Genomic DNA, 14,991 nt, shown 5'->3' with positions numbered 1-14,991 from the left:
TCGGTCAAGCGGGTCAGCGTGCCCGCAGGCGGACCGCGAGATTCATGTGGCCGATCGCGACGGCGTCGAAGTCGAGGTCCGGCCGTGCGGCGAGAAACTCGGAGAACGCGCGGTGCTCGTGCTGCCGCCACCCGTGGTAGCCGAAGTATTCGTCGAAGATGACGACCGTGCCGGGGATGAACCGGTCGCCGAGAGCCTCGAAGACGGTCGTGGTCGAGCTGTAAAGGTCGGCATCCAGGTGGGCGAGCCGCAACGGCTCGGTCGTCGTCGCTGCGAAGGCGGGGACGGTGTCCTCGAACCAGCCCACGTGGAACTCCACGTTCGTGACGGGCAGCTGCGGTGGCTCGCCGCCGACGTCGAACGCGCCCGCGCCCTCCCGGCTGCCCGTCCAGGCCTCGGGCAGCCCCTCGAACGAGTCGAAGCCATGGACCAGCTGGTCAGGGAAGTGATCGGCCAGCAGCGTCAGGCTTGCGCCCTTGTGCACGCCGAACTCCGCGATCAGCCCGGCGAAATCCGGAGCCACGGAAGCGGCACGCAGCAGCGCCGCCGGGTTGTGCTGGTGCACCTGCGCGTCGGCGAACCGGCGATCCGCGCGGATGTGGTCGACCGAGTCCTGGACGGCAGCCTGCCGCAGGCCCAGTGCGGTCGAGGGCACCTCGCGGGTCGTGCGCACCTGCTTCACCAGCTGCCGCAGCAGCTCGTCGGTGGAACTCTCGGTCATCGCCTCCGGCCTTCCCAGGCCACGGAAAGGCCTGAACCCCAGGGAAATTAGCCCCTGGGGACAAACGTGAGGTGGACAGTCGATGACGGACCGGCGACAACCTCGCGCACGACCGTTGTGACGGTAATCGGGGCGCGTCTCGTGAGGTAACGTCGCCGGCGTTCAGTGTGTGCCCAGCCGCCACTCCGAAACGAAAGCAGTCAGCTTCACGTGACCTCCGTTGCTCAGCCGCCCGACCTGTCCGTGATCATCCCGATGTGCAATGCGGCAGCGACCGTCGGTGCGGTGCTCACGTCTTTCCTCGACGTCCCCGGCTATCGGACGGAGGTGATCGTCGTCGACGACGGTTCGACCGACGACTCCGTCCCCGTGGTGGAGGCGCTCGGCCGCGAGATCGATCTCGTCCGGCTGGCCGGCAACCACGGCGCCGGTCACGCGCGCAACGTCGGCTTCGGGCGGGCCACCGGCCGCTACACGATCTTCTTCGACGCCGACGACGAACTGCACCCGACGGCGCTGGCACACGCCATCGACGGACTCGACGGCGCGGATGCCGATGTCGCGATGATGCCCTACACCTACCGGCGCGGCTGGACCACCGACTACACCGGGATGAACTCGTTCGACGAGGTCGTCTGGGAGCGCTACCTCGCCGGTGCGGGCCGCCGTCTGGTGCGGCTTTCCGAGGTGCCCCGGTTGCTCGGCTTCTCCAACTACCCGTGGAACAAGGTGCTGCGCACTGCCCGCTTCCGTCGAACGGGCCTGCGGTTCAGCGAAACTCAGGTGCACAACGACATCCTCGGGCACTGGATGACCCTGCTCGACGGACGCACGATCCTGCTGCTCGACGAGGCCGTGTGCACCCACATCGTCGGCGACGGCGGCGGCAACCTCTCACATCGGATGGGCCGGGAGCGGCTGGCGCTCTTCGACGCGCTCGACGAGACGTATGACGTGCTGCAGGCCCGTGCCGAACTGCGCAACCGATACTCGCACCACTACTGGGACTTCGTGCTGCGCTCCTCGGGGTGGGCGCTGGACCGGCTCGCGCCCGAGGTCGCCGACGAAGGACGCCAGCGCCTGCAACAGCACCTGCTGCGGATCAACCTGGCCGACTACCTGCGGATCCGGGAGCGACGCGACCCGTCCCTCGCCGACCGCATCGTCCGCCGCTCGCTCGCCTGACCGGAGATCCTTCATGCCCACCGCAAGCATCATCGTCACGTCCTACAACATCGAGCCCTACATCGAGGAGTGCCTGGAAAGCGTTGCGGCGCAATCGCTTCAGGACATTGAAGTGCTGGTCGTCGACGACGGGTCGAGCGATGGAACACCCGACAAGATCCGTGAGTTCGCCTCGCGTGACTCACGATTCGTCCCTGTGCTGCTCGGCGAGAACAGCCCGGGCGGCGTCGCGACTGCGGCCAACGCGGGGCTGGAGCGCGCCACGGGGCGCTGGGTCGGCTTCGTCGACGGGGACGACTTCGTCGAGCGCGACATGTTCGAACGCCTCGTGCAGGCAGCCGAATCCGAGGGTGCCGAACTCGCCATGTGCAAGTATGCCGAGGTCGACGACGCCTCCGGACAGCGCAGCGAGCCGGCCGACGCGCACCGCTGGGCCGCGCTCGACCGCGCGTCATACGACCTCGACCCGACGACTCGGCAGCAGTTCCTGCGCTTCATCGCGGTGCCCTGGCGCAAGCTCTACCGCCGAACCCTCCTGGAACAGAACGCAATCCGCTTCCCGGTCGGCGACTACTTCTACGAGGACAACCCGTTCCACTGGTTCGCCCTCGTCAGCGCCCGCTCGATCGCCGTGGTGCCCACGGTGCTGGCCTATCACCGGGTAGCACGTGCGGGACAGACGATGTCCACGGCCGATGAACGCCTGTTCCGCATCTTCGCGCACCACGACACCATCCACGACTGGCTGGCCGCCCGGAACGTGCTGGAGATCTACCAGACCACGCTGCTGACCTGGGTAATCTCCCAACTGGAGTGGATCTCCCGGCGCACCCCGGAGCCGTTGCGCCCGGCGCTCTACGACACGGTGCGCCCGATCTTCGGGCACTACCCCGTCGGCACCGTCCAGCGGGCGCTGACGGAGGGCAGCAAGGGGGAGCAGACCCGCCGGCTGACCCTGGCTGTCGCCAAGGACAACCGGGCCGGCTTCCTGAAGGTGCTGTCCGGACGGCCGGCGACGGACAACAAGGTGCTCGTCGGCTGGCATCACCTGCGCTACTCCGGGGTGCGCGAGACAGCGTCGATGACCCGCAAGTACGCCCAGAACCGGCTGGAGGCGAATCCGCGGTTGCAGACGGTGGCACGACTGGGCGGCAGCAAGGCGCGCGTCGACCATGCCGACCTGTTCTTCGGGCTCGCGGTGCTGCAACAGCAGGTCGCCTGCCTGCAGGAGCAGGTCGCCCGGCTGGCGGAGGCACAGGATGCCGCCGCCGCGCCGGTCAATCCTGCAGTAGCGCCGGAAGTGGCCGGCCCGCGCTGATCGCCGATGTCAGCGCGTCGGCGGCGTGCAGCGCGTCGGCGATGGTGACGTCCATGTCGAGGTAGCGGTAGGTCCCCAGGCGTCCTAGGAACGTCACGCGTGGCTCCCGCCGGGCAGCGTCGAGGTACTGCTGCAGCAGGGTCTTGTCCTGTGCCATCCGGATCGGGTAGTAGGGGATGTCGTCCTCGCCGGCGAGCCGGGAGAACTCCCGGAAGCACACCGTGCTCTCGTGCTCCTCCCACGGCGCGAAGTGCTTGTGCTCCGAGATGCGGGTATAGGGCACGTCGATGTCGCCGTAGTTCATCACCGCGCAGCCCTGGTAGTCGCCGGTGGCGCGGATCTCCTCGAAGTCGAGCGTCCGGTAACCCAGCCGTCCGAAGCGGTGGCCGAACCAGGCGTCCAGTGGCCCGGTCCAGATCGAGTGGTCGAAACGGTCGTGGTCGGCGTGGGTGTATGGCGTGCCCAGCCGCACCTCGACGCCGGGATGGTCCAGGATCTGCTCGACCAGCGCCGTGTAACCGTCCCGCGGAATCGCCTGATAGGGATGCGCGAAATAAGAATCCTCGTAGCTGAAACGCAATGGAAGGCGACGCAGCACGGATGCGGGGATCTGGGTCGGCTCCAGTCCCCATTGCTTGCAGGTATATCCGTAAAAGAATGCTTCGTAGAGTTTGCGGCCCATCATCTTCAGGGCTTGTTCCTCGAAATTCTGCGGCTCGTCGATGGTCTGATCGGATTGCGATCCGATGAATTCGCGAGCCTGTGCCGGAGTGAGTGAGGTGCCGAAGAGCTGGTTGATGGTCAGCAGATTGACCGGCAAGGAATAGGTGCTCCCGCCGACGGTGCTGATCACTCTGTGCCGGTAGGGCTGCAGCACCCCGAATCGATTGACGTAGCGCCATACCCGCTCGTCGCCGGTGTGGAAGATGTGCGGTCCGTAGCGGTGGATCATGATGCCGGTCTCGGCGTCGCGCTCGGTGTGGCAGTTGCCCGCGACGTGGTCGCGGGTCTCGTGGACGACGACCTGATGGCCGGCCTCCGCCAGTTCGCGGGCGAGCACCGCGCCGGAGAATCCGGCACCAGCGATTCCGATCTGCATATCTCTTCCTGTCTTTACTCTGCTGTTCACTGTGCGCTTCCGAAACGGTTACCGGGCGCGCTTAATGTCGCGAATGTGATCGAGATGGGACGACACCTGAGCCGCAATGCCGACATGGTGCAGCGCGGGAGTGAACGCAGGGAGAAGCTGCGGTGGTCGGTCGTTGTACCGGTGCACAACTGTGCGCACTTCCTGCCCGAGACCCTTGCCGAGGTGGTCGAACAGCTCGGCGGGCGCGACGACGCGGAGATCATCGTGGTCGACGACGCCTCGACCGACGACGTCGCATCGGTGGTGCGGACGGTCGGCCGCGGCACCGTCCGCTATGAGCGCAACCCGGCCAACCTGGGTGCGGTCGCGACCTTCAACCGGTGCATCGAGGTGTCGCGCGGGGAGATCGTGCACATCCTGCACGGCGACGACACCGTGCTGCCGGGCTTCTACGTCGCGATGGAGCTGGCCCTCGAAGGCAGCCCCGCCCTCACCGCGATGTGCCGCACCCGGCACATCGACGGCGAGGGCCGGACGCTGCACGAAACGCGCCGTTACCGTGAAGGGACCGGCATCTGGGAGGGTGCCTTCGACGCGTTCGCGGTGTCCAACCGGGTCCGCGCGCCCGGCATGGTGGTGCGCCGGGCGGCATACGACGCCTTCGGCACGTTCCGCACCGACCTGCCGCACGCGGCGGACTGGGAGCTGTGGACGCGGATGGCGTCCCGCGGCCCGGTCGTCTTCGTCGACGAGATCCTGGCGGGCTATCGCAAACACGGGGAGTCCGACACCTCCCGCCGGATGACGAGCGGCGAGAACATCCGCGAACGGGTCACCGCGATCGGGCTGATCAGCGGGCACGTCCCGCCGCGGCGCCGGCGCGCCACGACCCGCAAGGCGCTCGCCTACTCGGTCGTGTATGCCGGCCGCAGCGCGCTCGACATGGCCCGGCGACGGGAGTGGCGGGCGGCGCTCGCGCAGACGAGGGAAGGCGCGCGCTGCGTGCTGCGTGCACCGTTCGGGGTCGGGTGCGACCCGAGGACCGACGCGCACTCCGGCGACGCGTCCGTCATCCGGTCCCGGACCGGGCGGTCGGTGCGGGTTTGAGAGACTGGGGTGACCGCTTCGGATACCCCTGAGGAGAACGCTCCCGTGTCCCCAACACGCCCGCTGCACGAGCTGTCCGCCGACGAGATCGCTGCCTTCCGGCAGGAGCAGCAGGCGGCATACGACAGGCTGTTGGCCAGCGGCCTGAAGCTCGACCTGACGCGTGGCAAGCCGTCCGCCGAGCAGCTGGACCTGTCCAATGCGCTGCTCGAACTTCCGACGACCTACCGGGACGCGGCCGGCACCGACACCCGCAACTACGGCGGGCTGCTCGGCCTCACCGGGCTGCGGGAGATCTTCGCCGAGGTGCTGCGGGTGGAGACCAGCCAGCTCATCGCCGGCGGCAACTCGAGCCTGACCATGATGAAGGACGTCCTGACCTACCTGCTGCTCTTCGGCGGCGTCGACTCGGCGCGCCCGTGGATCCAGGACGAGCAGCGCCGGTTCATCTGCCCGGTGCCCGGCTACGACCGGCACTTCCTGCTCACCGAGACCCTCGGCTTCGAGCCGGTGACCGTGCCGATGCGCGAGGACGGCCCGGACGCCGACGCGATCGCCGCGCTGGTGGCCGACGACCCGACCATCAAGGGCATGTGGCTGGTCCCCACCTACGCCAACCCGAGCGGTGACGTCTGCAGCCAGGAGGTCGCCGCGAAGCTCGCGTCGATGTCGACCGCCGCGCCCGACTTCAAGATCCTGTGGGACAACGCATATGCCGTGCACCACCTGACCGCGCAGGAGACCAAGAGCGCCGACATCCTCTCGCTCGCGGCGGCCTCCGGGCACCCGCATCGCCCGGTGCTGTTCGCGTCCACCTCGAAGATCACCTTCGCCGGCGCCGGCGTCGCCTTCCTCGCCGCGTCGCAGGAGCAGGTGGCGTGGTTCGTCAAGTACCTCGGCATCGGCTCGATCGGCCCCGACAAGGTCAACCAGTTGCGGCACCTCGAGTTCTTCGGCGACGCCGAGGGAGTGCTGGCGCACATGGCCAAGCACCGCGCGATCCTCGCGCCGAAATTCGCCGAGGTGCAGCGCATCCTGAACGAGCGGCTCGGTGGTCTCGGCGTCGCGAAGTGGACCGACCCGGTCGGTGGCTACTTCGTGAGCGTCGACGTGCTGCCCGGCACCGCGTCGCGAGTGGTCGAGCTCGCCAAGGAGGCCGGCATCGCGCTGACGCCGGCCGGCGCGGCATACCCCCAGGGCAACGACCCGGACGACACCAACCTGCGCCTGGCGCCGTCGTTCCCGGTGCTGGAGGAGGTCACGGCCGCGATGGATGCAGTCGCGACCTGCATGCTGCTCGCCGCCGCCGAGAAGCTCTCCGCCTGAATGCGCCCGCGATCGCCCGGCATGCGAGCCAGGTCACGTCGGCCCGCGGGCGTATGGCAGAGTTCGCCCTGTGGATCTCCCGGCTGAAACGCCTGCGACCCCGGTCTTCTTCGTGGCCGGTGGCACGGGAATTTCTGCCGAAACCCTCGGCAACATGATGCTCCAGCAGTTTCCGAGCGTGCGATTCGTGCGCGAGAAGCTGCCGTTCATCAAGACGCCCGAGCAGGCGCACGACGCCGTCGCGCAGATGGACGCCGCCAAGACGCAGGACGTGACGCCGCTGGTGTTCTCCACCGTGGCGGTCGAGGAGATCCGCGGGATCCTGTCCGGCACGCAGTGCGCGTTCATCGACCTTTTCGGCTCGCACCTGGACATGGTCGAGCGCGTGCTGCACGTCAATGCGGCGCACAACGCGAGCAGTGCACACGGAGTGCGGGACCTCGGGGAGTACGACGCCCGGATGAAAGCCGTCGAGTTCGCGATCGAGCACGACGACGGGCAGAGCCTGCGCCAGCTGGAACGCGCCGACCTGATCCTCACCGCGCCGTCGCGCTGCGGCAAGACCCCCACCACGATGTATCTCGCGCTGCAGTACGGCCTGCGCGTCGCCAACTACCCGTTGGTGGAGGAGGACTTCGAGCGTGGCGGGCTGCCCCGCCCGATCGCCCCGTATGCCGACAAGTGCTACGGCCTGCTGTCGACCGCGCAGCGCCTCAGCCAGGTCCGCTCGGAGCGGCGACCCGGCTCGCCATACGCGACCCTGGCGCAGTGCACCTACGAGTTGCGCCGGGCCGAAGCGCTGTTCCGCGCCCACCGCATCCCCTATATCAACTCCGCTGCCATGTCGGTGGAGGAGATGGCTGCAACGATCATGCAGACGCGCAAGCTGAGCGCCGGAGGCACTTCGAGCGCCGTTCGACGGTGACGTGAAAGTCACGTCATACGAAAGGAATTCCGACATGACGAACATCGAGTGGTTCGCCGATCTCGGCATGAACGACGTCGAGACCGTGGGTGGCAAGAACGCCTCGCTCGGTGAGATGGTGCAGCACCTGAGCAAGGCGGGGGTGCGGGTGCCGACCGGGTTTGCGACGACGGCGGACGCCTACCGGCGGTTCCTCACCGAGACCGGGCTGAAGGCTGAGATCGACGAATTGCTCGACGGGCTGGACGTGGACGACGTGCAGGAGCTGGCCCGCGTCGGCGCGAAGATCCGCGACGACATCGAGCAGCAGACCTTCCCGGAGGACCTCGCTGCCGACATCCGCTCGGCATACGAGCGGCTCACCGCGGAGCAAGGCGCCGACGCGACGTTCGCGGTGCGTTCGAGCGCGACTGCCGAGGACCTGCCGGACGCGTCGTTCGCCGGCCAGCAGGAGACGTTCCTCAACATCAGCGGCATCGACAACGTGCTACACGCCATCAAGCTGGTCTTCGCCTCGCTCTACAACGACCGGGCGATCGCCTACCGGGTGCACGCCGGCTATGACCACTCGCTCGTCGCGCTGTCCGCCGGCATTCAGCGGATGGTCCGTTCCGACATCGGCTCCTCGGGTGTCATGTTCACCATGGACACCGAATCCGGTTTCCGCGACGCGGTTTTCGTCACTTCCAGCTACGGCCTCGGGGAGGCCGTGGTGCAGGGTGCGGTCAACCCCGACGAGTTCTACGTCTACAAGCCGGCGCTGCGTGCCGGGCGTGCGGCGATCCTCAAGCGCGGTGTCGGTTCGAAGGCGACCAAGATGGTCTACACCGGCGACGACACGGTGGGGGAGACCATCCACTTCGTGCCGGTCGACGAGGCCGACCAGGCGCGGCTGTCCCTCACCGACGCGGAAGTCACCGAGCTGGCCACGCATGCGCTCGCGATCGAGGAGCACTACGGCCGCCCGATGGACATCGAGTGGGGCAAGGACGGTGTCGACGGTTTGCTCTACGTGCTGCAGGCGCGTCCGGAGACCGTGCAGTCACGCGCGAACACCTCGATGCTGCAACGCTTCCGGATCAAGGACCGCGGACCTGTCGTGGTCGAGGGCCGGGCCATCGGCCAGAAGATCGGTGCCGGTGCGGTGCGGACGCTCACGTCGATCGACGCCATGCATCAGTTCCAGCCCGGTGAGGTGCTGGTCGCCGACATGACCGACCCCGACTGGGAGCCGATCATGAAGCGCGCGTCGGCGATCGTGACCAACCGCGGCGGCCGCACCTGCCACGCGGCGATCATCGCGCGCGAGCTCGGCATACCCGCGGTCGTGGGCACCGGATCGGCGACCACCGACCTGGCCGACGGGCAGGAGGTGACGGTCTCGTGCGCCGAGGGTGACACCGGGTTCGTGTATGACGGCAAGCACGACTTCGACATCGAGGAGACCGCGCTCGATGAGATGCCCGAGGTGCCGGTCAAGATCATGATGAACGTCGGAACCCCCGACCAGGCATTCGAATTCAGCCGGCTGCCCAACAAGGGCATCGGGCTCGCGCGCCTGGAGTTCATCATCAACCGGCAGATCGGCATCCACCCGCGTGCCCTGCTGGAACTGGACGACCAGGAGCCGGAGCTGCAGGAGCAGATCCGGGCACTGATCGCGGCATACGACAGCCCGCGGGAGTTCTTCGTCAAGCGGGTCGCCGAAGGTGTCTCGACCCTCGCGGCGGCGTTCGCGCCCGAGCCGGTGATCGTGCGCATGTCGGACTTCAAGTCCAACGAGTATGCCGGGATGCTCGGCGGCGAGCGCTACGAGCCGCACGAGGAAAACCCGATGATCGGCTACCGCGGTGCATCTCGTTATCTGTCAAAGGATTTCGAGGACTGCTTCGCCATGGAGTGCGAGGCGCTGCGTTTCGTCCGCGAGGACATGGGGCTGACCAACGTCAAGGTGATGATCCCCTTCGTGCGCACCCTCGACGAGGCCGAGGGCGTCATCGCGCTGCTCGCCAAGCACGGCCTCAAGCGCGGTGAGAACGGGCTGCAGGTCGTCATGATGTGCGAGGTGCCGAGCAACGCAGTGATCGCCGAGCAGTTCCTGGAGCACTTCGACGGCTTCTCCATCGGCTCCAACGACATGACGCAGCTGACGCTCGGGCTGGACCGCGACTCCGGTTTGGTGGCAGCGGGTTTCGACGAGCGCAACCCCGCGGTCAAGGCCATGCTCGGTATGGCGATCAAGGCGTGTCGCGAGCAGGGCAAGTACGTCGGCATCTGCGGCCAGGGTCCATCCGATCACCCCGACCTGGCGGACTGGCTGCTCGACCAGGGCATCGAGTCGATGTCGCTCAACCCCGACACCGTCGTCGAGACCTGGCTCCGGCTGGCCAAGCGCGCTGAGGACGCCGGCGTCTGAGACTGGGTGCGGCGGCGCGGCTGCGAAACCCGGCCTGGAGCGTACGTAACTTTCGACGGTCGAGGGTTCGGTCGGCGCGGGTGCGATCCCTTCTCGTCATCCGGGCCGGCGTCTCGGCATACGGCCGACCGGGGATAGGTTCGGTAGGTGGGAGCGCGGGAGGAGTCGGGTGCGGCGAGCCCCTCCCGGACCCGCGGCAGCACCGCGCTGGTCGCGGTGGTGGGCGTCCTGTTGGTTGCCGCGAACCTGCGCCCGGCCGTCGTGTCGGTGTCGCCGGTCATCGACTCGATCACCGCCAGCTTCGGGTTCAGCAGCTTCGCCGCTGGGCTGCTGACCACACTGCCGGTCCTCTTCTTCGGCCTCAGCGCTCCGGTCGCGCCGCGGCTCGCGCACCGCTTCGGGATCGAGCGCACCATCTTCGGCTCGCTCGTGGTGCTGGTGGCCGGGATTGCGCTGCGGCTGATCCCGTCCGCGGCGGCGCTCTTCCTCGGCTCGGCGCTGATCGGCGTCGGCATCGGGATCTGCAATGTGGTCCTGCCCGCACTGATCAAGCGGGACTTCGCGCACCGGTCGGGGCTGATGACCGGGCTTTACTCGATGATGCTGTCCGGCGGCGCGGCGGTCGCGGCCGGACTCACCGTGCCCATCGACGACGCACTCGGCGGGAACTGGCGGCTGACCCTCGCGGCGTGGGGTCTGCTGGTCCTGGTGGCGATGGCGCAGTGGCTGCCGCAACTGCGGCGCGAGCACCGCATCGACCCCGCGAAGCCGTCAGGTGCCCTGTGGCGGGATCGCACCGCCTGGGCGATCACCATCTACATGGGCAGCCAGTCGCTGATCTTCTACACCTTCGGCGCCTGGCTGCCGAAGTTCCTGATGGACGAGCGCGGTATGTCGGCCGGCTCCGCCGGAGCGGTGCTTGCGGTCGGCCAGGTCGTCGGCCTGTGCTGTTCGCTGTGCGCGCCCATCCTCGCCGGCCGGAGCGCCGATCAACGCGCCATCACGCTTGGATCACTGGTCATCAGCGTGCTCGGCTTCGTCGGCCTGCTCGCCGGTCACGGGCCGGCGGTGCTCTGGGCCGGGCTGGTGATGGTCGGTCCGGGCTGCGGCATCGGGCTCGCCCTGCTCTTCATGGTGCTGCGCAGCAACTCCACCGCACAGTCCGGTCAGGTCTCCGGTATGGCGCAGTCCGTCGGCTACGGACTCGCCGCGATCGGGCCGATCCTCATCGGCGCGCTGCACGACAGCACCGGCTCCTGGACGGTCGCGATGACGGTCCTGGGCTGTTTCGCCATACCGCAGGGGATTGCGGCGCTGCGTGCCGCGCGTCCCGGGCGGATGGCCGACGAGCCTGCCGGCGGCTGAATGCCGGTCCCAGGTCGTATGCCGAGGATCGTCTCCATGATCGATCGTCGCGCCGCACTACGGCTGTCCGGTGTCGCACTCGGCACGTCCGCGCTCGCCGCCTGCTCCTCGGCCAAGCCTGCTGCGGCGAGCCCGTCCGCTGCGGCGAGCTCAGCCGACAGAGCGGGTTCGTCCCAGGTCCTCTACCTGATCCGGCATGCGGAGAAGCCGCAGGGCGGCGCGCCATACGGGGTGCAGGAGAGCGGGGAGCGGGACAAGCGCTCGCTGACGATTCGCGGGTGGACCCGGGCGGGCGCACTGATCGGGCTGTTCACCTCCGGTGAGCGCGGCATCACGCCCCCGCAGCACCTTGTCGCGGCGCGGCCGGTCCAGAGCAGGCGCCCGCTGGAAACCCTGACGCCGCTGTCCGGGAAGGCCGGGTTGCCCATCGACTCCGCCATCGACCCGGACGACATCGCGCAGCTGGCCGCCACACTCCGCCGGACTCCTGGAGTCACGCTGACGGCCTGGGAACACGAGCACCTGCCCGCGATCGCCGTTGCACTCGGCACGGTCACGCCCACGCCGCCCACGAAGTGGCCGGGCGACCGCTTCGACGTCGTCTGGGTCTTCCGCAGGAAGGCCGGCGCATCGACGTGGCAGTTCAGCCAGATTCCGCAGCTCCTGCTCGGCGGTGACCAGGACCGCGTGATCTGAGACCCGGCGCCGGTCAGCGCCCAGCGAGCCGGGTTTTCCCGTCGAGGAGTTCGCGGGCGATCTCCAGATGCCCCGAGTGCGTGGCCGTTTCCTCGATGAGGTGCAGCACGACGTCGCGCACGGTGCCCAGCTGGCTGGTCCCCGGTCCGCCGTGCCAGCCGCGCGGCGCCGCGTCGAGCGCCGTGCGTGCCAGCATCCGATCGGTCGCCGCGGCCTGGTCCCGGTAGTAGGCGAGGACCTTGGCGGACGGCCAGTCGATGACGAACGGCGCATCGGGGTCGTACGGTTCGTCGTCGCCGTCTTCATCGAAGGGGTGACCGGGGTCGTCGTCGAGGACAACCCCGCAGGTCCAGTGTCTTTCGGCGCCGCCGAGATGCGCCACCAGCCCGGCGGGCGTCCAGCCCGACGGGACCACCGACGTGTGCCAGTGCTCCTCCGGCATACCGGCCACGATCGCGCGCACCCCCGCGCGCTGCCGTTCCAGGCAGGCCAGCAGGGCGGCCCGGTCGGGCTCCCCGAAGGCTGAGGCGCCGTTCAGGGCGACGGCGCGGGACTCGTATGCCGGCAGCAGGGCGGTCCACCGTTGCTCGTCGTCGCCGCGGGGGAGTCCGGTCAGGTGAGCGGCGAGGTTCTCCAGGTGGATCTGGACTCCGGCGCCATATGCCGGCAGCAGTGGCGTCGGCAGTCCGCGCTCCTCGACGACCAGGATGGTGCCGTCGCCGTCCGGCGTGAGCGTCGCCTCGGTCACGGTCTCTTCCGGCTGGCCGGGCCGGGCGTCGGCGTCGAAGGTGCGCACCAGGAGCCGGCGCGGTGGCTGGCACGCATCCACTCGGCCGGTCGCCTCGATCGCGCCCGGGATGCGCAGCCGGTATTCCCCGCCGACCCGAAGGTCGCCCTCGACCTCGCCGAACCAGCGTGCGAGGCGTTCGGGATCGGTCAGCGCGGACCAGAGGTCCTCGATGCCGGTGTCGTAGCGTTCCTGCATCCGCACGACGCCCAACCCGTTCGTCGTGCGCAGCGTCCCGAGGATTCGAGTGCTGCCGGTGTCGTCGGTCATGGGTCACTCCTTTGTCGCGGCACCCGCACCTTGCTCGTATGTCGCTGGGTGGTTACGTACCGATACCGTTACATACGGTACGCTCGCGACTCCGCAGCGATCAACCCCTTGAATCCGGTCCGCGGTCGCCGCGCTATTCCTCGGAGATCGTCATCGACGCGAGCCGCTGGCCGGCCAGGGCGATGCCGACGGCGAACGCGACGAGGGCGCCCACCACGGCATACGTCAGCGGCACCGCGGGCTTGCCGTCGCCCGCCGCCGCCACGTGCTGGATGACGGCATTGCCCCACGCTCGCGCGGACAGCCACTTCACCGGCGAGAGCAGGGAGGAGATCGTCGACTCCCACAGCAGCCAGAAGAGCAGGCAGCCGATGATGCTGCGCTTCATCGTGGTTGCCAGTGCGGTGAAGATGCCGACGTAGGCGAGCGTCGACACCGCGCCGCCCAGCAGCGCCGCGACGGCGACGTCGTGCGAGCCGCCGGCCATCACCAGCCCGGCCAGCAGCATCGGCAGCGCCGCGAACACGACCCCCGCGCCGAAGACGACGATCGCCTTGCTCGCGATAATGCTCAGCCGCGAAATCGGTTTGGTGAGAAGGTAAATGATCGATCCGTCGTCGAACTCCGAATTGATCAGCGTCGTGGTCGCGACCAGGGCGACCACCGGCACGACGATGCCGACGCCGAAGACCCGCAGGAACGCCTCGGCGGACGACGCATCGTCCCCGCCGCTGGAGGTCCCTTTCACCACCGCTGAGAGCAGCAGCATGATCACCGGCAGCGCGACCATCAGCCAGACGCGGGCGCGGCCGAAGAGCGAGCGCAGCCCGAGGCGCAGGATCGGCCCGTTCAGCATGCGACAGCCCCGCTCATGAGTTCACCAGATAACTGAACACGCTCTCCAGCGACTCGTCCGTCGGCGTCAGCTCGAGGATGCGAATCCCGTTCTCCTGCGCCAGTTTCGGCACTGCATGGGTAAACGCTCCGAAGTCGTCCGCCTCCACCTCGAGCGCCTTCCCGCCGCGCAGCCGCACCCCGCGGACTGACGGCTCGGCGACCAGCAGGGTCGCGAGCCGGCGGTCGTCGGAGCTGCGCACGACATACTGATTGGGCCGGTCGGTCATCAGCCGGCGGATGGCCGCGAAGTCACCGCTGGCGGCGTGGCGCCCCGCGACGACCACCTCGACCTGGCGGGCGATCTGCTCGACCTCCTCCAGGATGTGCGAGCTGAAGACGATCGTGCGGCCCTGCGCGGCGAAGTGCGTGAGCAGCCCCATCATGTGCCGGCGCTGGATCGGGTCCATGCCGTTGAACGGCTCGTCGAGCAGCAGCACCTCCGGGTCGTGCACCAGTGCCGAGGCGACCTTGATGCGCTGCTTCATGCCCTTGCTGTACGTCGAGATCTTCCGGCTCGCGGCACCGGCCATGTCGACCAGGCCGATGGCGCGTTCGGTGGCCTTGTCCGGCTGGATGACCCGCTGCAGGTCGGCATTCAGCCGCACGAACTGCGCCCCGGTGAGGAAGTCGTAGAGCGACTCCTGCACCGGGACCAGCCCGATGCGCCGGTAGATCGCGACGTTGCCGCGGGTCGGCTGGCCGTCGATGGTCACCGTGCCACTGGACGGCGGAAGGAGGCCGGCCATCATCGACAACAGGGTCGACTTGCCCGCGCCGTTCGGGCCGAGCAGGCCGGTGATCCCCGGCCCGATCTGCATGTTGACGTCGTTGACCGCGACGACGTTGCCATACCAGCGGGACACGTCGGTCAGCATCAGATCGCTCATG

Annotated in this window: 13 protein-coding genes; 8 read left to right on the top strand and 5 right to left on the bottom strand. The window is 68.5% G+C overall.

Annotated features, from left to right (window positions below):
* Positions 1-13: 13 nt before the first annotated feature.
* Positions 14-721, bottom strand: coding sequence for a TylF/MycF/NovP-related O-methyltransferase (locus EFY87_RS10525; protein ID WP_123271442.1), 708 nt, complete (start codon positions 719-721; stop codon positions 14-16).
* A gap of 210 nt (positions 722-931) precedes the next feature.
* Between EFY87_RS10525 and EFY87_RS10520 the strand changes: the two genes are divergently transcribed.
* Both EFY87_RS10520 and EFY87_RS10515 read left to right on the top strand, forming a co-directional pair.
* Entirely contained in the window at positions 932-1,906 is a 975-nt protein-coding gene (locus EFY87_RS10520) for a glycosyltransferase family 2 protein (RefSeq protein ID WP_123271441.1), read from the top strand.
* A 13-nt stretch (positions 1,907-1,919) separates the two neighbouring features.
* On the top strand, positions 1,920-3,224 hold the full coding sequence (locus tag EFY87_RS10515; RefSeq protein WP_123271440.1) for a glycosyltransferase family 2 protein: 1,305 nt from the start codon (positions 1,920-1,922) through the stop codon (positions 3,222-3,224).
* On the opposite strand, the gene glf is transcribed toward EFY87_RS10515, so the two are convergent.
* Complete coding sequence (glf, locus tag EFY87_RS10510; RefSeq protein ID WP_123271439.1) at positions 3,184-4,323, bottom strand: UDP-galactopyranose mutase; 1,140 nt, start codon at positions 4,321-4,323, stop codon at positions 3,184-3,186. The two genes, EFY87_RS10515 and glf, sit on opposite strands and share 41 nt — an antisense overlap.
* Before the next feature lie 84 nt (positions 4,324-4,407).
* Between glf and EFY87_RS10505 the strand changes: the two genes are divergently transcribed.
* The 6 genes from EFY87_RS10505 (at position 4,408) to EFY87_RS10480 (ending at position 12,149) form a co-directional block, all read left to right on the top strand.
* Complete coding sequence (locus EFY87_RS10505) at positions 4,408-5,421, top strand: glycosyltransferase (RefSeq protein ID WP_158607584.1); 1,014 nt, start codon at positions 4,408-4,410, stop codon at positions 5,419-5,421.
* A 45-nt stretch (positions 5,422-5,466) separates the two neighbouring features.
* On the top strand, positions 5,467-6,747 hold the full coding sequence (locus EFY87_RS10500) for an aspartate aminotransferase type Ic (RefSeq protein WP_123271437.1): 1,281 nt from the start codon (positions 5,467-5,469) through the stop codon (positions 6,745-6,747).
* Between the two features lie 70 nt (positions 6,748-6,817).
* Positions 6,818-7,672: a pyruvate, water dikinase regulatory protein gene (locus EFY87_RS10495; protein ID WP_281276197.1), complete on the top strand. Its 855-nt coding sequence runs from the start codon at positions 6,818-6,820 to the stop codon at positions 7,670-7,672.
* Between the two features lie 34 nt (positions 7,673-7,706).
* Positions 7,707-10,088: a phosphoenolpyruvate synthase gene (gene ppsA, locus EFY87_RS10490; RefSeq protein WP_123271435.1), complete on the top strand. Its 2,382-nt coding sequence runs from the start codon at positions 7,707-7,709 to the stop codon at positions 10,086-10,088.
* Positions 10,089-10,235: 147 nt separating this feature from the next.
* A complete protein-coding gene (locus EFY87_RS10485) occupies positions 10,236-11,453 on the top strand; it encodes a CynX/NimT family MFS transporter (protein WP_181445473.1) in 1,218 nt (405 codons plus the stop codon).
* A 36-nt stretch (positions 11,454-11,489) separates the two neighbouring features.
* Positions 11,490-12,149, top strand: a complete 660-nt coding sequence (locus EFY87_RS10480) for a hypothetical protein (protein WP_220093598.1) — start codon at positions 11,490-11,492, stop codon at positions 12,147-12,149.
* Between the two features lie 13 nt (positions 12,150-12,162).
* Here EFY87_RS10480 and EFY87_RS20670 read toward each other — a convergent pair whose 3' ends face one another.
* From EFY87_RS20670 to EFY87_RS10460, 3 genes are all read right to left on the bottom strand, one after another.
* Positions 12,163-13,206, bottom strand: coding sequence for a mycothiol transferase (locus EFY87_RS20670; RefSeq protein WP_220093597.1), 1,044 nt, complete (start codon positions 13,204-13,206; stop codon positions 12,163-12,165).
* 133 nt (positions 13,207-13,339) lie between these two features.
* Positions 13,340-14,062 (bottom strand): ABC transporter permease, encoded by a 723-nt coding sequence (locus tag EFY87_RS10465; protein WP_123271434.1) that lies wholly within the window; start codon positions 14,060-14,062, stop codon positions 13,340-13,342.
* 13 nt (positions 14,063-14,075) lie between these two features.
* Positions 14,076-14,990, bottom strand: a complete 915-nt coding sequence (locus tag EFY87_RS10460; RefSeq protein ID WP_123271433.1) for an ABC transporter ATP-binding protein — start codon at positions 14,988-14,990, stop codon at positions 14,076-14,078.
* Between the last annotated feature and the right edge of the window lies 1 nt (position 14,991).

The sequence above is a fragment of the Flexivirga caeni genome (genome assembly GCF_003724155.1).
GTDB lineage: Bacteria > Actinomycetota > Actinomycetes > Actinomycetales > Dermatophilaceae > Flexivirga > Flexivirga caeni.
Note: the sequence above shows the minus strand (reverse complement) of the source record. Positions and strands in the feature narration are given on the sequence as shown.